The 20,090-nt window shown below is 32.3% G+C and carries 15 protein-coding genes; 13 read left to right on the top strand and 2 right to left on the bottom strand.

The window, feature by feature from the left end:
- Positions 1–33 precede the first annotated feature (33 nt).
- The 7 genes from pheT (at position 34) to queA (ending at position 11,408) form a co-directional block, all read left to right on the top strand.
- Positions 34–2,451 (top strand): phenylalanine--tRNA ligase subunit beta, encoded by a 2,418-nt coding sequence (gene pheT / locus KQI85_RS13265; RefSeq protein WP_216576556.1) that lies wholly within the window; start codon positions 34–36, stop codon positions 2,449–2,451.
- Positions 2,452–2,533: 82 nt separating this feature from the next.
- Positions 2,534–3,109: a hypothetical protein gene (locus KQI85_RS13260; protein ID WP_216576555.1), complete on the top strand. Its 576-nt coding sequence runs from the start codon at positions 2,534–2,536 to the stop codon at positions 3,107–3,109.
- A gap of 51 nt (positions 3,110–3,160) precedes the next feature.
- Positions 3,161–4,522, top strand: a complete 1,362-nt coding sequence (locus KQI85_RS13255) for an MBOAT family protein (RefSeq protein WP_371820645.1) — start codon at positions 3,161–3,163, stop codon at positions 4,520–4,522.
- Positions 4,523–4,537: 15 nt separating this feature from the next.
- Positions 4,538–5,869, top strand: a complete 1,332-nt coding sequence (locus KQI85_RS13250) for a DHHW family protein (RefSeq protein WP_216576553.1) — start codon at positions 4,538–4,540, stop codon at positions 5,867–5,869.
- Positions 5,870–5,963: 94 nt separating this feature from the next.
- Positions 5,964–7,571: a SpoIID/LytB domain-containing protein gene (locus tag KQI85_RS13245; protein WP_216576552.1), complete on the top strand. Its 1,608-nt coding sequence runs from the start codon at positions 5,964–5,966 to the stop codon at positions 7,569–7,571.
- Between the two features lie 160 nt (positions 7,572–7,731).
- The gene (locus KQI85_RS13240) at positions 7,732–10,257 is read left to right on the top strand and encodes an ABC transporter permease (RefSeq protein WP_216576551.1); all 2,526 of its coding nucleotides are present in this window, start codon (positions 7,732–7,734) and stop codon (positions 10,255–10,257) included.
- A 125-nt stretch (positions 10,258–10,382) separates the two neighbouring features.
- Entirely contained in the window at positions 10,383–11,408 is a 1,026-nt protein-coding gene (gene queA / locus KQI85_RS13235) for a tRNA preQ1(34) S-adenosylmethionine ribosyltransferase-isomerase QueA (protein ID WP_216576550.1), read from the top strand.
- Positions 11,409–11,709: 301 nt separating this feature from the next.
- On the opposite strand, the gene KQI85_RS13230 is transcribed toward queA, so the two are convergent.
- Complete coding sequence (locus KQI85_RS13230) at positions 11,710–12,075, bottom strand: PilZ domain-containing protein (protein WP_253293900.1); 366 nt, start codon at positions 12,073–12,075, stop codon at positions 11,710–11,712.
- Positions 12,076–12,327: 252 nt separating this feature from the next.
- Between KQI85_RS13230 and KQI85_RS13225 the strand changes: the two genes are divergently transcribed.
- The 6 genes from KQI85_RS13225 (at position 12,328) to KQI85_RS13200 (ending at position 19,388) form a co-directional block, all read left to right on the top strand.
- Entirely contained in the window at positions 12,328–14,127 is a 1,800-nt protein-coding gene (locus KQI85_RS13225) for an ABC-F family ATP-binding cassette domain-containing protein (protein ID WP_216576549.1), read from the top strand.
- Complete coding sequence (locus tag KQI85_RS13220) at positions 14,127–15,881, top strand: alpha-amylase family glycosyl hydrolase (protein WP_216576548.1); 1,755 nt, start codon at positions 14,127–14,129, stop codon at positions 15,879–15,881. Before KQI85_RS13225 ends, KQI85_RS13220 begins: the two co-directional genes overlap by 1 nt.
- 159 nt (positions 15,882–16,040) lie before the next feature.
- On the top strand, positions 16,041–16,694 hold the full coding sequence (locus tag KQI85_RS13215; protein WP_216576547.1) for a TraX family protein: 654 nt from the start codon (positions 16,041–16,043) through the stop codon (positions 16,692–16,694).
- A 197-nt stretch (positions 16,695–16,891) separates the two neighbouring features.
- A complete protein-coding gene (locus tag KQI85_RS13210; protein ID WP_216576546.1) occupies positions 16,892–17,704 on the top strand; it encodes a hypothetical protein in 813 nt (270 codons plus the stop codon).
- A gap of 168 nt (positions 17,705–17,872) precedes the next feature.
- Entirely contained in the window at positions 17,873–18,913 is a 1,041-nt protein-coding gene (locus KQI85_RS13205; RefSeq protein WP_216576545.1) for a S66 peptidase family protein, read from the top strand.
- Positions 18,914–19,070: 157 nt separating this feature from the next.
- On the top strand, positions 19,071–19,388 hold the full coding sequence (locus KQI85_RS13200; RefSeq protein WP_216576544.1) for a hypothetical protein: 318 nt from the start codon (positions 19,071–19,073) through the stop codon (positions 19,386–19,388).
- Between the two features lie 207 nt (positions 19,389–19,595).
- Here the strand turns inward: KQI85_RS13200 and KQI85_RS13195 are convergent, their stop codons facing one another.
- Positions 19,596–20,075 carry an S-ribosylhomocysteine lyase gene (locus KQI85_RS13195; protein WP_216576543.1) on the bottom strand — a complete coding sequence of 160 codons (480 nt, stop codon included), beginning with the start codon at positions 20,073–20,075 and terminating at the stop codon, positions 19,596–19,598.
- Between the last annotated feature and the right edge of the window lie 15 nt (positions 20,076–20,090).

Raw genomic sequence — 20,090 nt, 5'->3', positions numbered from 1 at the left:
TTTAAAAAGCGATAAGAAAGGAAAATATAGATTATGAATACAGCATTATCTTGGATAAAAGCATATGTACCTGAACTTGACTGTACAGCTCAGGAATACACAGATGCAATGACACTTACAGGAACAAAAGTAGAGGGATTTGAAAAACTTGATGCAGATCTTGACAAAATTGTTGTAGGTCAGATTGAAAGTATAGAGAAGCACCCTGATGCAGATAAACTTATTATCTGTCAGGTTAATATTGGAGATACAACTACACAGATAGTTACAGGTGCATCTAATGTATCTGTTGGTGATAAAGTTCCAGTTGTTCTTGATGGAGGACGTGTTGCAGGTGGACATGATGGTTCAAAGACACCTGGTGGAATTAAGATTAAAAAAGGTAAATTAAGAGGAATTGAGTCAAATGGCATGATGTGTTCTATCGAAGAACTTGGTTCATCAAGAGAATTCTATCCACTTGCCCCAGAAGAAGGAATCTATATTTTACCAAAAGATGCAGTAGTAGGAAGTGATGCTATTGAATTACTTGGATTTAGAGATGTAGTATTCGAATATGAGATTACTTCAAACAGAGTAGACTGTTATAGTATAGTTGGTATTGCAAGAGAAGCTGCTGCTACATTTGGCAAAGAATTCGTGCCACCTGTAGTAAAAGAGACAGGCAATGATGAAGACGTTAATAACTATGTAAAAGTTACAGTTGAAGCTAAAGATCTTTGCCCAAGATATACAGCAAGAATGGTTAAGAATATTAAGATTGCACCATCACCTGAATGGATGCAGAACAGATTAAGAGCAAGTGGAATCAGACCAATCAATAATCTTGTAGATATAACTAACTATGTAATGGAAGAATATGGTCAGCCAATGCATGCTTATGATATGGATACAATAGAAGGCAATGAGATCATTGTAAGAAGAGCAAAAGATGGAGAAGAGTTTGAGACACTTGACGGTCAGGTTAGAAAACTTGATTCATCAATTCTTATGATATGTGATGCTAATAAACCAGTAGGAATTGCCGGAATTATGGGCGGAGAGAATTCTAAGATAACAGATGATGTTAAGACAGTATTATTTGAAGCAGCATGTTTTGATGGTACTAATATCCGTCTGTCAAGCAAAAAATTAGGTTTAAGAACAGATGCATCAGGTAAGTTTGAAAAAGGACTTGATCCTAACAATGCAATAGAAGCGATTAATAGAGCATGTCAGCTAATCGAAGAACTTGGAGCAGGTGAAGTTGTTGGCGGTGTAGTTGATGTATATCCAGAAGTAAGAGAAGAAGTTCGTGTAAAATTTGAGCCAGAGAGAATTAATAAGTTACTCGGAACAGATATTGATGAAGAGACAATGATTAATTACTTTAAGAAGATTGACTTAGGTTATGATGAGAAGACAAGAGAAGTTATAGCTCCAACATTCCGTCAGGATCTTCATTGTATGGCAGATATAGCAGAAGAAGTTGCAAGATTCTATGGATATGATAAGATTCCAATGACACTTCCACAGGGAGAATCAACAGAAGGTAAGCTTTCATTCAAGATGAGAGTTGAAGCTGTTGCAAGAGATATAGCAGAATTCTCAGGATTCAGTCAGGCAATGACATATTCATTTGAAAGTCCAAAAGTATTTGATAAATTACTTATTCCACAGGATTCAGACCTTAGAAAAGTAATTACAATATCAAATCCATTAGGCGAAGACTTCAGTATAATGAGAACATCACTACTTAATGGTATGTTATCATCTCTTTCAACTAACTATAATAGAAGAAATAAGAATGTTCGTCTGTATGAACTTGGTAATAGTTATATTCCATACGAATTACCACTTGACAGATTGCCAGATGAGAGAATGCAATTTACTCTTGGTATGTATGGAGAAGGAGATTTCTTTACAATGAAAGGTGTTGTAGAAGAATTCTTTGAAAAAGTCGGACTTAAAGAGAAGATTACATGCGATCCTAATGCAGGTAAGACATTCCTTCATCCAGGCAGACAAGCTAATATTGTATACGATAATAAAGTAGTAGGTTTCCTTGGCGAAGTTCATCCATACGTTCTTGATAACTACTCAATAGGTGAAAGAGCATATATTGCAGTAATTGATATACCATCAATCGTAGAACTTGCTTCATTTGACAGAAAGTTCAAAGGAATTGCCAAATATCCTGCAGTATCAAGAGATATAAGTATGCTTGTTCCAAAAGATATGCTTGTTGGAACAATAGAAGAAGCAATAGAAAAACGTGGTGGAAACATACTTGAAAGTTACAAATTGTTCGATATATATGAGGGAGCACAGATTAAAGACGGATTTAAGTCAGTTGCTTATTCAGTAACATTTAGAGCAAAAGACAGAACTCTTGAAGATAAAGACATTAATGAAGTTATGGAAAAGATACTTAAAGAGTTAGCTTCACTTGGAATTGAACTTAGAAAATAATTAAAAGCAGCGTATGATATGCAGCGTTTTACACTAAAAGCTACCCAACACCAATTTTTTTGATGATTAGGAGGAACTAACAATGAAAAACAAAACAATCACGTTACTATTAATATCAATGATTACTATATTAAGTATTGCAGGATGTGGTAAGAAAGATGGCTCATCATCTGATAATGGCAGTACATCTTCATATACATCAGCAGTTGAGATACTTAATGTTATCTGGGACAACTTTCCTGAAAGCGATAAGTTCGAAGTAATAGGCGGCGGAACAGGTAATGCAGTAGAAAATAAAGCAGGAAGTGTAGATGTTACAGATACAGATACATTAACATATAGTCTTCTTGTTCCGGAAGAACTTCAGGCTAAGATAAGTGATGCAGCATCGCTTACACATATGCTTAATGCTAACACATATACAAGTGCAGCATTAAAACTTAAAGATGCAGACAAGGATTCATTTGTAGATACATTAAAGACAGACATTCTTGGAGCAAGATTTATGTGTGGTTTTCCAGAGCGACTTGTGATTATATCAACAGGTGATTATGTTGCATACGCATATGGAGCAGATGATTTAGTTACAACATTTAAAGATATAGCGTCAGAAAAAATAGAAGGAGTTAAAGTTGAAGTAGATCAGCTTTTTGAATAAAATATGTTATTTTCAGGCATACCTTTTTTATTCTGTTTTTTACCGGTATTTATGATAATATATATTATAGTACCAAGACGCATGAAGAACATAGCTCTCCTAATGGGGAGCTTGTTTTTCTATGCATGGGGAGAACCCCGTTATATTATATTGATGATAATACAGATTAGTATTAATTATATACTAGGACTTCTTATTGAATATTCTTATGAGGTTAAAAATAATAAAAAAATGGCAAAAGGCTATATGATAATATCAGTGATATTTGGGCTTGGTATACTTGGATATTATAAATATGCAGATTTTTTTATTGAGAACTTTAATAATATAACCGGACTTAATATAGAATTATTAAAAGTTGCACTTCCTGTAGGAATAAGTTTTTATACATTTCAGACATTGAGTTATACAATAGATGTATATAGAAGACAAGTAAAAGCACAGAAAAATTATATTAATCTTGCTATGTATATAACTATGTTTCCACAATTAATAGCAGGACCTATTGTAAGATATACAGATATTAAGGCAAAACTTACAGATAGAGAATATAGTATGGAGCAGATTGCTTATGGAATAAGACGATTGGTTATAGGACTTTTCAAAAAAGTAATAATAGCTAATACACTTGGCGAGATAGTAGTGCAATATAATAATACAGATGAGAAGACTGTTATATATACATGGATATATGCGATTAGTGTATCATTACAGTTATATTATGATTTTTCAGGTTATAGTGATATGGCTATAGGACTTGGAAGTATGTTAGGATTTGATTTTCCGGAGAATTTTAGACATCCTTTTGAAGCAAAGAGTGCGACAGAATTCTGGAGAAAGTGGCATATTACACTTGGAAGTTTTTTTAGAGATTATCTCTATATACCACTTGGTGGTAACAGAGTTGGTAATATAAGATACATCTTTAATATTCTGATTGTATGGATGGCAACAGGACTATGGCATGGTGCAGCATGGAATTTTGTTATATGGGGATTGTATTTCGCAGTCTTTTTAATAATTGAGAAATATATACTTAAGACATATCTTGAGAAGACAAAAATTGTCGGGCATATCTATCTGTGCATTATTGTGATGATAAGTTTTGTAATATTCAGTGCAGATAATATTGCATCTGGAATTGATACTATATGTATGATGTTTGGACATAGTGTTGCATTAAGCGGAATTAAGACTTTGTATTGCATTAAGAACTATGGCATTATTATATTAATGGCGGTTATTGGCTCTACACATATTCCTATAAGTATATATATGAGAGCAAAAAAGATTAAATATATAGATAAGATTATGGATGTATGCGAAGTTGTGGCAATTATGCTTATAATGGTAGCAGTGACAGCATTTCTTGTAAGTGGTTCGTATAATCCATTTTTATATTTTAGATTTTAAAGGTGGTGTCTGTGGTTGAATAGACGTATGAAGAATATGATGATTATAGGTCTTTTTTCAATATATATTGTGGTGATGGCACTGTGGCTGTGGGGAAAGAGCGATATAGAATATTCTGTCAGTGAGAGAAGAAATCTTGCTAAAAAGCCTAAGATTACAGTGACATCTGTTATAAATGGAAGTTATATGAATAATTTTGATAAGTATGTGACAGATCAATTTCCACAGAGAGAAACATTTCGAAAGCTTAATTCATGGCTCCTTGTTAATATAATGCGAAAAAAAGATGTTAATAATATATATGTAAAAGATGGATATGCAGCTAAGATTGAAGATGTTATTGATTATAAATCAGTTAATTGGGGAATCAGGCAGATGAGATATATCTGTGATAATTATATATATAGCGAAGATTATATGCAAGATAAGAATTACAATATCAAACATACTGCAAATAGTGATATTGACAGTGATGGTGATATTGGTGAAGATTGTAATAACAGCTATGATATTAGTAAATATAGTAATGGTAGCTATGATGTTAGTAAAGATAGTAATAGCAGCTATGATAGTAATAAAGCTAATAATATGCCAGATGATGAAAGAAAAGACAGAGTATATATGTGTATAATTCCAGATAAGAATTATTATCTTACAGACGGAGTAGAGTATCCATATATTGACTATGATGAATTTGTACAGCTATATAGAACAGGAATGGACGATTATGCCAGATATATTGATATTAGTAATCTTCTTAATATAGATAATTATTATAAAACAGATATTCATTGGAGACAGGAGACACTTGTAGATATAGCAAAGCAGATACTTGATGCAATGACAGAATATGATAATGATATATCTAATGATAATATAGAAGATTATAAGGTAAATACAGGCAATGGAGAATTCTATGGAGTCTATTATGGTCAGAGAGCATTGTCAATGAAGCCTGACATTATAAGATATCTTACAAGTGATATTATTGATGATTATAGAGTAACGTATGCTGATACAGGAGAAGCTGTGTCGATGCCTGTATATGATATGGGTAAAACCTCCGGAAGAGATCCTTATGAGATGTATCTTGGTGGTTCTCTTTCGCTTGTAACAATAGATAATGCAAAAGCTGATACAGATAGGAGACTAATTATATTCAGAGATTCTTTTGGATCATCATTAGCACCGCTTCTTGCAGAAAAATATAAGCAAACGGTTCTCATTGATATAAGATATATATCGCCTACTGTTCTCTCTTCGTATGTAGATTTTGAAAATGCAGATGTATTATTCATGTATAGTGAACAGGTTCTTAATAGCTGTGCAGATCAGTTTAAGAGATGAAAATATAGAATAAGTATTATATAAGCCATATTTAATGCCGATAGGTTTAAGTGTGGCTTTTTGCACAAAATGAAAGGGCGGGGTGGAATAGACTATGAGATTAAAAAAAGTAGTATCGGTATTTTTGTGCAGTATTCTTATTTTTTCAAAAACAAATAGTACAAATATTACAGCTAATGCAGCTATTGCATCAGGTGATATAAGAGTCGGTTTAGTGAGCTGTTATTCGGGAGTATCAGCAATTAATATAGAAAATACGAGCATTATATTGGGCTATTCGTCAGGTAATACATATTCATCAGATATAACATTAAATAGTAGTACAGGATTTAGATTCAGTGTAGATAATGCATCTTACTATGTCAGTGATACAGGATTTTCAAGTCTTGATTCAGCAAGAGAAGCAGCCAATTATTATTGTGGGCTTGGTTATAATGCGTATGCAGCAGTAAGAAAAAGTGGAGATTATAAACTTTTTGTTGGAGAGACGGGTGATATAAGCGAACTTGAGAATATTCATTCAGCTATTGAAAGTGCAGGTTATACATTCTCGTCTTCTGTCAGTGAAGATGGACTTAGAATGAAGATGAGTTATGATAACACAAGCATTATAATTGATGCATCAAAGAGTGCGGCTTATCCTCAGTTTAAAGCAGCTTATGCTGATTCTGAAGGTATATATGCGATAGATCTTGGAGATAGAGAATATAGAGGAAGAATAGAGATTGGAAGATATGGAAATGGTACACTTACAGCAGTTAATATTGCAGATATAGAGCAATATCTCTATGGAGTAGTTCCTTGCGAGATGGTGTCTTCGTGGAATATAGAAGCACTTAAAGCACAGGCAGTCTGTGCCAGAAGTTATGCATATCTGACAGCCGGATATACATCAGATACAATTATAAAAAAAGGATATACTCTTGTAGATACTACGGCAAGTCAGGTATATAGAGGATATCTTGCAGAAAAGTCATCTTCGAATCAGGCAGTTAATGATACAAAAGGTCAGATGATCTATTATAATGGCGAAGTTGTAAAAGGATACTATTTTTCAACAAGTGGTGGAAGTACTGAGAATATAGAAGATGTATGGAGTACACCTGTTGGATATCTGCGTTCAGTATCAGATATATATGAATTATTTCCTGAGAAAAAACCTTGGATTGTAAAACTAACATCAAGTGAGATTGGAAGTAAGCTTCAGGCAGCAGGATTATCAGTTGGAAGTATAAAAGATATAAAAGTTGATATATGGACTGAATCAGAACATGCATATTCAGTAAGGTTTGCGGGAAGTGCAGGTAAAGAGAGTATATCAGGCGATAAAGTGAGAACTGCATTATCATTACCGGCAACCAAATTCAAGATAGTAAAGAGCACAGATGATCCTGATAAAGTATATACAATATCAGCCAACGGAAATAGTGAAGTTCAATTAAAAGATTCTTATGTTATTAATTCAGATGGTGAAACTGTCAAGATAGATAGTGAGATAGAACAGGTAATGGTTCTTAGTAAAGATAATATAACTAATTTTCCAACAATTGTACCTTCTGATAGTAATACATATTATTTTGCCGGACAGGGAAGTGGACATTCAGTTGGTCTTAGCCAAAGTGGTGCAAAAGGTATGGCAGATGCAGGATATGACTATAAAGGGATACTTGAACATTATTATACAGGAATAACTGTTAAGTAGAAGAAAGAATATATAATAATTATAGAATTTATAATTTAGAGTGTAAAACCCACTACCTTTAGGTGGTGGGTAGTTCACGAAGAACTATTAAGATACTTAAGATGTTTAAGATATATTAATATGTAATTGTGGTAGTGATGGAATGGAGTAGGATATACTAATGAGATCTATGTTAAAGCGAAGTACATTAAGGGAGATAAAATCAAGCCTTGGAAGATATTTTGCAATATTCTCAATCGTTGCGCTTGGAGTAATAATGTTTGCAGGACTTAAAGTCTGTAGAGCAGATATGGTTCTTACTGCAGATAAGTATTTTAACAAAACAGGATTATATGATTACAGAATTATATCAACGCTTGGGTTTGAGAGAGACGATTATCTAAGATTTGAGAAGTCTGATGAAGTTGTCTTAGCTAAAAGTGGGATAAATACAGATGTTATACAGACATTGTCAGATGGTACAGAAGTGGTTATATCGACATATTCTTATACAGACGAGATTAATACACCGGTTATTGTGTCAGGCAGACTGCCACAAAATGATAGAGAATGTGTTGTAGATTCAGAATATTATGATGTAGATGATATTGGTACTAAGTTTATAATTGCTGATTCTAATGATGATGATACAAAAGAGATGTTCAAATATGGCGAATATACAATAGTTGGTACAGTTAAATCACCATTGTATATTAATGCTGATAGAGGCACTTCTACAAAAGGTAATGGTAAAGTAGCTGCATTTGCTTATTTTATGAGAGAAGCATATAATGCAGATTATGATTCTGTAATATATCTTAGTATGAATTCAAAAGGTGAAATATATTCAGATGAATATGATGACTATATAGAAGCACATAAAGAAGATATAAAAAATGAAGCAAAGAGCATAGCAAAAGATAGATATGACAACCTGTGTGATCAGGCGATAGAAAGTATGGGAATAGATCCTGATATTACTGAGTATGATGCTGTTACGAAAGGCATTGTAGATGAGATTATAAAGAATATTGAAGAACCGGAAGTATATGTTCTTGGCAGGGATACTAATACCGGATATGTGAGTTTTAATAATGATAGTAATATAGTTAATCAGGTAGCAGCAGTATTCCCGGTATTTTTCTTTGCAGTAGCAGCACTTGTATGCATGACTACAATGACTAGAATGATTGAAGAACAGAGAACTCAGATTGGTGTGTTAAAAGCACTTGGATATAGTGGAAAAGCGATACTTGGAAAATATCTGTTCTATGCAGGTTCAGCAGCACTTGGTGGAGCTTTGGCAGGATATGTTATTGGAAGTATTGCATTTCCAAAAGTTATATGGACTGCGTATGGCATGATATATGATTTTGCAAAATTGACATACGTCTGGGATATAAAACTTGCAATTATATCTTTTGTATCAGCGGCAATATGTTCTATTGGAGCGACATATCTGTCATGTATATCCCAGCTTAGAAGCGAGCCGGCAGAACTTATACGACCAAAAGCACCAAAAGGCGGAAAAAGCATAATGCTTGAGAAAATTACTTTTATATGGAAAAGATTAAGCTTTTTACATAAAGTTTCAATTCGTAATGTTTTTAGATATAAGAAGAGATTCATCATGATGGTACTAGGTATAAGTGGATGTACAGCACTTGTAGTAGCAGCACTAGGACTTCTTGATTCATTTGGAGATGTTGTAAATGTACAGTTTGATGATATTGCAGTATATGATGCGGCAATATCTGTACGAGAAGGTAAGCTGTCTAAACAACCTGATGGATTTGAGGATGAACTTAAAAATTACCTTAGCGAATATGCATATCTGCATATTGAGGATGTTGATATAATATCAGATGATGAAAGAAAAAAGACGAATGTTGTAGTTGCACAAGATGAGGCAGCATTTGAAAAGGAATATAGATTTATAGATGTAAAAAGTGGTAAGACTATCGCATATCCTGCAAAAGGTGAGGCAGTCGTTACTAAAAAAATAGCAGATAAGATGAAACTTAAAAAAGGTGATAGTATTACAATTACGAATTCTGACGGCATTAATATTGATGTTAAGATATCAGGTATATGTAAGAATTATATATATACATATATATTTGTGAACAAAGATACATTTGTAGATGATAGTACTGAAGAATTGTCATATAATACGATATATGCACAATTTGACAAAGATACAGAGAGTACAGATATTATAGCAAGATTACTTGCTATTTATAATATAAGTTCTGTTGAGATTAATGAAGATACTAAAGGGATGTTTAATGATATGATGTCAAGTCTTGATTATGTTATTATGATGATAATATTTATGGCGGCAGCACTTGCATTCGTTGTATTATATAATCTTACTAATATTAATATCACTGAACGTATAAGAGAGATAGCAACGATAAAAGTTCTTGGATTCTATCCAAAAGAAACAGCGGCTTATGTATTTAGAGAAAATTTTGTACTTACAGCTTTTGGTGCATTATTCGGTCTGGTACTTGGGCGTGCATTGTTACAATTTGTAATATCCTGTATAGATGTTGATATGATAGCATTTGATTGTCGGATAAGTGGATTAAGCTATGTGCTTAGTGTTGTTATAACATTTATTTTTGCAATCTTTGTCAATCTGTTTATGTATGCGAAGATTAACAGAATAGATATGGTGGAATCATTAAAATCTATAGACTGATTCTTAGAAGAAAAAGTCATTAATCCGATTCTTTACACTGCTTATTCCTTATGCTATAATTATGCAGATATCAAAGTTGGGAATTTTTGCCCCGACATCATTATATATAGAAAAGAGAGAATATTATGAATTTACATGATTTTGATTTTTATCTTCCGGAAGAACTTATTGCACAGGATCCATTAGAGGATCGTTCAAGTTCAAGATTACTTGTACTTGATAAAGAAACAGGTGAGATAGAACATAAGATTTTTAGGGATATAATTGACTATCTTAATCCTGGAGATTGTCTTGTTGTTAATAATACAAAAGTTATTCCGGCAAGACTGATAGGAGAGAGGGAAGGTACAGGAGCACATATAGAAGTACTTCTTCTTAAGAGACGTGAGAATGATATATGGGAAGTACTTGTAAAACCTGGTAAAAAAGCAAAACCGGGAACTATAATTAACTTCGGTGGTGACAAGCTACAGGCCGAAGTACTTGAAGTTGTTGATGATGGTAACAGACTTATTCAGTTTAGATATAAGGGAATATTCGAAGAGATACTTGATGAACTTGGACAGATGCCACTTCCACCATATATTACACATAAACTTCAGGATAAGAACAGATATCAGACAGTTTATGCTAAATATGAAGGTTCGGCAGCAGCACCAACAGCAGGACTTCATTTTACTAAGGAACTACTTGAGAAGATTAAAGAAAAAGGTGTAACAATAGCGAGTGTTACATTACATGTAGGTCTTGGAACATTCAGACCTGTTAAAGTTGAGAATATTCTTGAACATCATATGCATTCAGAACATTTTCAGATTGAAGAATCAGAAGCTAAGAAGATTAATGATGCAAGAAAGAATGGTGGAAGAATTATTGCTGTAGGAACAACAAGTACAAGAACACTTGAATCGGCAGCACTTGAGGATGGAACGATTCCTGCAACAAGTGGAGATACAAGCATATTCATATATCCTGGATATAAGTTTAAGGCAATTGACTGTCTTATAACTAATTTCCATCTTCCAGAGTCAACACTTGTAATGTTAGTATCAGCACTTGCAGGAAGAGATAATATTCTTAATGCATATAAGGTAGCAGTTGATGAACGTTATAGATTTTTCTCATTTGGGGATGCTATGTTTATAAAGTAAATCTGGCTGGCAATATAAAAGAGAGCTAATAAGGCAATATAAAGAGAATTGATAAGGCAGTATAAAAGAAATTGATAAAGCAACATAAAAGAGAATTGATAAGATAATATAAAAGGAATGTAAAAGTGATATGCACAGGCAATTTTGGATACATATCAAAGTTTACATTCCTTTTTATTGTATATTCTATTGTTTTTATTCAAATATTAAGATATGACAACGTAATAAAGTTATCATTTGCTTAGATAGCGAAACAACACAAAATAAAGTTAAAACGTAGTTAATTCTTGATTAGAACAAGCTACTTATCACTATCAGAGTTCTCTTCAATTATCTGGTGAACATCTATAAGATATTGTTTAATAGCATTGATACCAATAAAGCGACAGCCATAAGTAGTCTCAGGCACACCAAGATTTTCCATACGAATTATCTCAATGACAGCATCGAAAGTCTCTTTGTTCCACAATTCAATAGTAGTATCATAGAATGTGTTAAGTTCCATCTTCTCAGTAGATTTGAATGCTATACCATCTTTTGAGATATTGATAACATGAACCACGAATTCTTTGTCACTAATATCTGTAGAAACAGCTTTTTCTTGAATTGTTTTAAGCTTGATAGATACAGATATATCCATTCTTTTTGATTTTCTTCTTTCTATCATTATATTCCCCACTCCTTTTATATCTATGTATTACCAGAATAACAGTTATATAATTCACAAAGTATACATAAATATCGTAAAAAATTAATTAAAATTTATAGATATTTTAAGAAAAAATTACAGTTATGTCAATAAGTCAAAAGGGAGATAAAATAGGTTTGAAAAAACGGCAGGATAAAAGGTTTGCCATACAAAAAAAGGTATGTTACACTTGTAATAGACAAAAGGCGAGAAAAATTGTGAGGTTTTATTATGAATTTGTTAACAATAAATGGAATGACAAAAGCTTTTACAGACAAGATTTTATTTGAAAATGCAGATTTTTCTATAAATGAGAATGAAAAAGTTGGTGTTATAGGAATTAATGGAACAGGTAAATCTACATTGCTTAAGATTATGGCAGGACTTGAAGAGCCTGACAGTGGTGAAGTTATAAAAGGCAATAATGTTATTATAAAATATCTTCCACAGAATCCGGTATTTGATAAGGATGATACAATTCTTGATGCAGTTATAAAGCGTAATACAACTAAAGAGAATGAGTGGACAATTGAAGGTGATGCTAAGAGTATACTTAATAAGCTTGGTTTTGATGATATAAGTCTTAATGTTAATACATTATCTGGCGGACAGAGAAAACGAATTGCACTTGCAGCAGTACTCCTTGCTCCGGCACAGATACTTATTCTTGATGAACCGACTAACCATCTTGATAGTGAGATGACAGAGTGGCTTGAAGAATATCTTAGAAGATATAAGGGCTCAATAATAATGGTAACTCATGACAGATATTTTCTTGACAGAGTAACTAATAGAATTGTTGAGATTGATAATGGTTCACTATATAGTTACAATGCTAACTATGAACGATTTCTTGAACTTAAGGAAGAACGATTTAATATAGAGACTGCACAGGATAGAAAGAGACAGAGTATATTAAGAAAAGAGATAGAGTGGATAAGAAGAGGTGCAAAGGCAAGAAGTACCAAGCAGAAAGCCAGAATAGATCGCTTTGAAGAGATGAGTAAAGCAAAAGGTCCACAAAGAGATGCGAGTGTATCGATGAATTCTCTTTCACAAAGAATGGGCAAGAAGACAATTGAACTTGAGCATATATCAAAGTCATTTGGAGATAAAAAAGTAATTGATGATTTTTCATATATATTTCTTAAAAATAGTCATGTAGGATTCGTTGGAAATAATGGATGTGGTAAGTCAACACTTATGAAGATAATCACAGGTGTTATAACACCTGATTCTGGCAGTGTTGAGATTGGTGATACTATTAAAGTAGGATACTTCTCACAGGAAAATGAGTATATGGATGAGGAACTAAAAGTAATTGATTATATTACCAATGTTGCAGACTATATAAGAACAGATGATGGAGTCGTGACAGCATCACAGATGCTTGATAAGTTCCTTTTTACAGGATCGCTAAAATATCAGGTTATTAAGAGATTATCCGGTGGCGAGAAGAGAAGACTTTATCTTCTTAGAATCCTTATGGAAGCACCTAATGTACTTATTCTTGATGAGCCTACGAATGATCTTGATATATCAACAATGAATGTGCTTGAAGATTATCTTGATACATTTGATGGAATTGTAATTACAGTTTCACATGACAGATATTTTCTTGACAGAACAGTTGACAGAATATTTGCATTCAAAGGTAATGGTATTATAAAACAGTATGAAGGCGGTTATACAGAATATCATGAAAAAGTTATGAAAGAAGAAACGCCAGTTGTAACTGTTACTAAAAAAGCAGATGAAGAAAAGAATTATAAAGAGAGAGTACAAAAACTTAAATTCACATATAAAGAGCAAAAAGAATTTGAGACAATCGATGATGATATTGCAGCACTTGAAACTAGACTTAGTGAGATAGATGATGAGATGATTAAGTTCGCAACAGATTTTGTTAAGTTAAAAGATTTAACAGAAGAAAAAGAAAAAACAGAAAATCTTCTATCTGAAAAAATGGATAGATGGATGTATCTTAATGAACTTAATGAAAAAATAGAAGAGCAGAAGAGGGATAAGTGATGAATATTTCTGGTGGTATATATGAAGTGAAAGGATGTAGCTATATACTAAAGGGCTATAATTTTTGCATAACTGCACCACATAATTCAACAATTGAATTACTGCTCTATGAGAAAGATAATATAGAAAGTAATGCCGATATTATTATTCCTTTTGAACAAAAATATAGATTAGGTAATGTCTGGGCAGTCAGACTATCTAATTGTAATCTTAAAAACTATACATATAATTATAGAATAGATGGAGCAGTTATAGCAGATCCTTATAGCAAGGCACTTACAGTGACAAGTGATGATATATATAGAAGCGTTATTATAGATAATGCCGCATATAATTGGGAAGATGATAAAAGACCTAAGATAGATTATAGCGATATGATTATATATAGGATTCATGTAAAGGGATTTACATGTGGGTATGCATCAAAAGTTAGAAATAAAGGAACTTATAAAGCGATTATAGAGAAGATACCATATCTTAAAGAACTTGGAATAACATCATTAGAACTTATGCCTGTGCATGAGTTTATAGATCATAATCCTAATTATTGGGGATATGCCGGTGGATATTATTTTTCACCAAAGATGTCATATTCTTCAGATAAAAAACCGGGTGGACAGGTAATAGAATTTAAGAATATGGTAAAAGAGCTTCATAAGAACGGAATAGAAGTTATTATAGAACAATTTTATGCACAGGGAACGAATCCATCAATGGTTATTGATTCAATAAAATATTGGTCAGAGGAATATCATATAGATGGTATTCATATTATCTCATATAATGATGTTGAGAAGATTATAGCAGAAGTGCCGGAACTTGCCGATGTGAAGATATTTGGCAATAGCTGGTGGAATATAGATTTTTCGCATGAGTATATTAGAGATAATAATAATCTTATTGAGTATAATGACAGTTTTATGAATACTGCAAGAATGTTCTTAAAAGGTGATGAAAATCAGGTAAATGCTTTTATTAACTGCTTTAAGGATAATCCATATAATGTTGCAAAAGTTAATTATATATCACATACTAACACCTTTACACTTATGGATATGGTAAGTTATGAACGTAAACATAATGAAGCTAATGGTGAGAATAACAGAGATGGAAGAGATTATAATAACAGTTGGAACTGTGGAATAGAAGGTGCAACAAGGAATAGAAAAATACTGGCACTTAGAAATAGACAGATAAAAAATGCACTATGTATGCTTTTTTTGTCACAGTCTATACCAATGTTATTATCGGGTGATGAATTTGGCAATAGTCAAAGTGGCAATAACAATCCATATTGTCAGGATAATGCTATTAGCTGGCTTGATTGGCGTATGATTAAGAAGAATTCAGAGATTTTTGAATTCGTAAAAAAACTTATAGGATTCAGAAAAAAACATCCTGTTTTACATCAGAAAGAGCAATTAAAACTTGCTGATTATAAAGGAAGAGGTATGCCTGATATATCATTACATAGTGAAAAAGCATGGTATCCCGGAATGGAAATCTACCAGAGACATATAGGAATATTGTTAAGTGGATTATATGCTTTTGGCGAAGATGGTAATAAGTGTGATGATGATATCTATATAGCATTTAATATGCATTGGGAAGCTCATTCTTTTGCGATTCCTGACCAAAGTGAAGAATGTGAATATGAAGTAGTCATATATACAGGAGAGAATGAAGTGATTATTAGTAATAGATGTGTTGAAGTAGAACCACGTTCAGTTCTGGTGCTTGTACATCATAATTAGTGATAAAAGCATATATTCTAATTACTTCATATATAAAATTCTTTCTTTTGTCATAGGTGGAAACACACTACCTTTAGGTGGTAGGTAGTTGACAAGAGCATAAATAGACAAAAGCAGTAAATATAAAAATAAAGTGGGGTGAATAGGTTGGATTATGATATGATAATTGAAAAATATGGTCTTTCAACATTTGCACTTAAGATATTTGCATGTATATTGATGTTAATTGATCATATAGGAGCAGTATTTTTTCCACAGATTATATTGCTTAGGATAATAGGAAGGCTTGCTTTCCCAATATTCTGTTTTCTGATTGTCCAAGGGTATATCCATACACATGATGTCAAAAGATATCTTATGCGACTTGTTATATTCGCATTAATATCAGAGATACCATTTGATTTGGCATTTTATGGGAAACTTACACTTGCACATCAAAATGTATTTTTCACATTGTCGCTTGGACTTATAGTTGTATGGGCTGTTGACAGGCTTAACAAAGGATTAAGTGGAATTATATATATTGTTGCATCATTTGTTGCATATTTTGGCAATACGGATTATAGTATATTTGGAGTCTTGCTTATAATGATGCTGTATCTTGTAAGAGGTAAGAAACTGTGGGAAGCTATTGCAATATTTGCAACCAATGTAGGATTATATACAGGGATACAGAGGTATGGTGCAGTAGCGGCACTTCCTATAGCTTTATATAATGGCAAAAAAGGACCGTCATTAAAGTATTTTTTCTATATTTTTTATCCGGGACATCTATTTATTATATATCTGATAACTGTTATTATGCAGCACTAAGATATGAATAAAAGATATATAGTTCGTTTTGATATTATGTATTCTTGAATGATATACAAACATTTTATATTATCAAATTAAAATGATGTTTAATACTGATGAATAAAGCGATAATGTGATTGAGTAATTATATATTATTGTAATCTGTATATATGTTCAGATTACAATGACGTAGAGAAGACAGAAAGGAAGAGAGCATGGAAGATACAAGACAATATGAAGAAGTGTTAAAGCTTATCGATGAAAAAGATTATGAAAAAGCAGTTACACTTCTTGCAGATTATATAGAGAGTATTAAGGATAAATATCCTGAAAAAGAAGATGCCAAATATTATAGTTTTAATCATGTGGTTGAATTATATATATATTCATATTATGAGAGACCACAAAAAGAGATTCTTTTTACAGAACTTAAGATGCATGAATTCTATCGTGTATATGCCTATGTGCTTGCACATATAGGAGAGTATGAAAAGGCATTAGATGCGGTTAACACATCACTTGAATGGAATCCGGTTGACATTGATACAATGTTCGAAAAATGTGAGATACTTCGTAATATGAATAGACTTGAAGATTTTCTTGCGATGACGAAGATAGCATACAGATATGCTTTTTCAAGAGCAACAATGGCAAGGATATATAGAAACTATGGCTATTATTATGTTGAAAAACTTGAACCTGACACAGGAGCAGTTCTGTATCAATATAGTAATATATATTATGAAACAGAGAATGCGAATAATGAACTTGGATTCATAATTAATGCAACAGGACGTCCTCTTATAAAACGTAATGTAAAAGAGATGCAGGAGATAATTATAGGAAAGGACATTCCGCCAGGACCTGATTCTGATACAATAGGAATTGTATTCAGAGTAGGACAGCTTCTATTAGGTGATGGAGATATTGAACCTGCTAAAGACTGTTTTTCAATAGTATATGATATAACACAGGATGAAGAAGTCGGAGAAGTATTGTGGCAGTTATCACAGAATGGGAAAGAATAGATAGCAATAAATATTGTAACTTGTTTAATCTTAAATAAGTACCATAATAAGTATCATATTAAAAAATATAATATCAAAAAGTATTATATTAGAAAGTATAATACTAAAAAGTATTGTATAAAAAGTATTATATTGAAAAGTATTATATTAATTAGCAGGAGGAAATATATGAGATATCCGGATAATCTAAGAGATAATGGCAGAATTGGATTTGTCGCACCATCGTTTGGATGTGCAACTGAACCTTATAAGAGTGCATTTAATAATGCATTATCAAAGTTTGGTGAGATGGGATATACACTGGTTACAGGTCCAAATTGTTATGAAGCTTTAGGAATTGGAATAAGTAATACACCAGATAAATGTGGTAAGGAACTTACAGAATACTATATAGCAGATAACAGTGATGTAATAATATCATGTGGTGGAGGAGAGCTTATGTGTGAGATCCTTGACTATGTAGATTTCGACAGAATAAGCGAAGCTAAACCAAAGTGGTATATGGGATATTCTGATAATACCAACTTTACATTTTTGTTAAATACACTATGTGACACAGCAGCTATATATGGACCATGTGCACCTGCATTTGGTATGGAACCATGGCATAGCTCCCTAGATGATGCGTATAGAATTCTCAGAGGTGAGATAAAGTCTGTATACAGCTATGATATGTGGGAGAAAAAGTCACTAAAAGATGAAGAACATCCATTTGAACCATATAATGTTACAGAACGAACTGTTATTAAGAATTATATTGGAAAGAGTATGACAGACAGAGTAGAGATGTCAGGAAGACTTCTTGGTGGATGTGTAGACTGTCTTGTTAATCTCACAGGAACTTCTTATGACAGAGTAAAAGAGTTCGCAGATACATATAAGGAAGATGGAATAATATGGTTCCTTGAGTGTTGTGATCTTAATGTTATGAGCATAAGAAGAGCAATGTGGCATCTTAAACATTCAGGATGGTTCAAGTATACAAAAGGATTCATAATAGGACGACCATTTATGCAGATATATGAGCCTGAGATGATGGGACTTGATATGTATGATGCAGTGCTTGAAGTTATAGGTGAATACAATGTTCCAGTTATTATGGACGCTAATATAGGACATTTAGCACCTATGATGCCAATTATAAGCGGAGCATGTGCGAAGATAGAGTCACAGAATAATAATGTTAAGATTGATTACGAATTCAGATAATTGCTATTAACAGAGAATACAAAAGATGAACAGGAATGATAATTACAGATGATAACAACACATAATAACTATATAGGTTGAATAAAAACTTTAGATTTGCAAGTAGTTTATAATGTGATTGATTAAGTAAATAATATAGAAAGTTAAGGCAGGTAATATGGAAGTAATAAGATTTTTAGCAAAACATATAGTAACAAGAGAAGGAATCGTTATCACATTAATGTTTGTGGCAGCAATATGGGAACTTATAGATATTTTTTCAAAGAAATGTACTTATGAGAAGAAAGAGAAGATATTCTCTTATATAATTGCATTTTCATACATTATTGAAGGAATACTCTTTCCTATAAGAAGTCTCAATGTTGTAATTAATGCAATATGCACACTTCTATGTGTCACATTGTTAGTATGTCTTATATTAAGACTAAGATTAAGAATTATACAGGCAAAGAAAGCTAAACAAGCATCATTATAATATTTGTAGATTTGTAGATTTATAGTGCAACCGTTAAAAATGATTTAAAACGGTTGAAATGATTAAAGTAATTAAAAAACGGTCGCAAAAACAAACAATCATATTTTTACGTTTGTTTTTGCGACCGTTTGTAATTATTGATTGTAATAGTTTAAGGTTATAATCAATAATATTCTGATATTAATTAAAATCTATCAGTTATATATCCTATTTAGGATATACAAGACGTTTCTCATCAATTGAATATAATGTATTGTCGAGATATCTTTTTGCAAGATATTTTGCCATACCAAGATTAAGATCAAGATAATTACCACAATCTCTTGGGCTTGCACCTGGAATATCACCTTCAAAGTCACGAATGAATTCATACATCTCGGTAATAAGAGTAACAATATCTTTAGATTCATAATCACCGGCAAGAATGAGATAGAATCCTGTACGGCATCCCATAGGTCCAAAATAAATTGTCTTTGATGCATATTCTTTATGATTTCTTAAAAATGTAGCACCAATATGTTCAATTGTATGAATCTCAGCAGTATTCATTACCGGTTCATCATTAGGTTTTGTCATTCTGAGATCAAAAGTTGTAATGACATTACCATTTACATTATCTTTTCTTGAAACATATATACCAGGATATAGATCAAGATGATTAACTGTAAAACTTGCAATTTTTTCCATTATAAATCCTCTTTC

It is taken from the genome of Falcatimonas sp. MSJ-15, from assembly GCF_018918265.1.
Lineage (GTDB): Bacteria > Bacillota > Clostridia > Lachnospirales > Lachnospiraceae > Falcatimonas.
This window is presented reverse-complemented; position numbering and strand designations above follow the sequence as displayed.

Excerpts from the sequence above, each read along its gene's own strand:
- pheT (WP_216576556.1), top strand. The coding sequence starts at position 34 with ATGAATACAGCATTATCTTGGATAAAAGCATATGTACCTGAACTTGAC.
- KQI85_RS13260 (WP_216576555.1), top strand. The coding sequence starts at position 2,534 with ATGAAAAACAAAACAATCACGTTACTATTAATATCAATGATTACTATA.
- KQI85_RS13255 (WP_371820645.1), top strand. The coding sequence starts at position 3,161 with ATGATAATATATATTATAGTACCAAGACGCATGAAGAACATAGCTCTC.
- KQI85_RS13245 (WP_216576552.1), top strand. The coding sequence starts at position 5,964 with ATGAGATTAAAAAAAGTAGTATCGGTATTTTTGTGCAGTATTCTTATT.
- KQI85_RS13240 (WP_216576551.1), top strand. The coding sequence starts at position 7,732 with ATGAGATCTATGTTAAAGCGAAGTACATTAAGGGAGATAAAATCAAGC.
- queA (WP_216576550.1), top strand. The coding sequence starts at position 10,383 with ATGAATTTACATGATTTTGATTTTTATCTTCCGGAAGAACTTATTGCA.
- KQI85_RS13230 (WP_253293900.1), bottom strand. The coding sequence starts at position 12,075 with ATGATAGAAAGAAGAAAATCAAAAAGAATGGATATATCTGTATCTATC.
- KQI85_RS13225 (WP_216576549.1), top strand. The coding sequence starts at position 12,328 with ATGAATTTGTTAACAATAAATGGAATGACAAAAGCTTTTACAGACAAG.
- KQI85_RS13220 (WP_216576548.1), top strand. The coding sequence starts at position 14,127 with ATGAATATTTCTGGTGGTATATATGAAGTGAAAGGATGTAGCTATATA.
- KQI85_RS13215 (WP_216576547.1), top strand. The coding sequence starts at position 16,041 with ATGATAATTGAAAAATATGGTCTTTCAACATTTGCACTTAAGATATTT.
- KQI85_RS13210 (WP_216576546.1), top strand. The coding sequence starts at position 16,892 with ATGGAAGATACAAGACAATATGAAGAAGTGTTAAAGCTTATCGATGAA.
- KQI85_RS13205 (WP_216576545.1), top strand. The coding sequence starts at position 17,873 with ATGAGATATCCGGATAATCTAAGAGATAATGGCAGAATTGGATTTGTC.
- KQI85_RS13200 (WP_216576544.1), top strand. The coding sequence starts at position 19,071 with ATGGAAGTAATAAGATTTTTAGCAAAACATATAGTAACAAGAGAAGGA.
- KQI85_RS13195 (WP_216576543.1), bottom strand. The coding sequence starts at position 20,075 with ATGGAAAAAATTGCAAGTTTTACAGTTAATCATCTTGATCTATATCCT.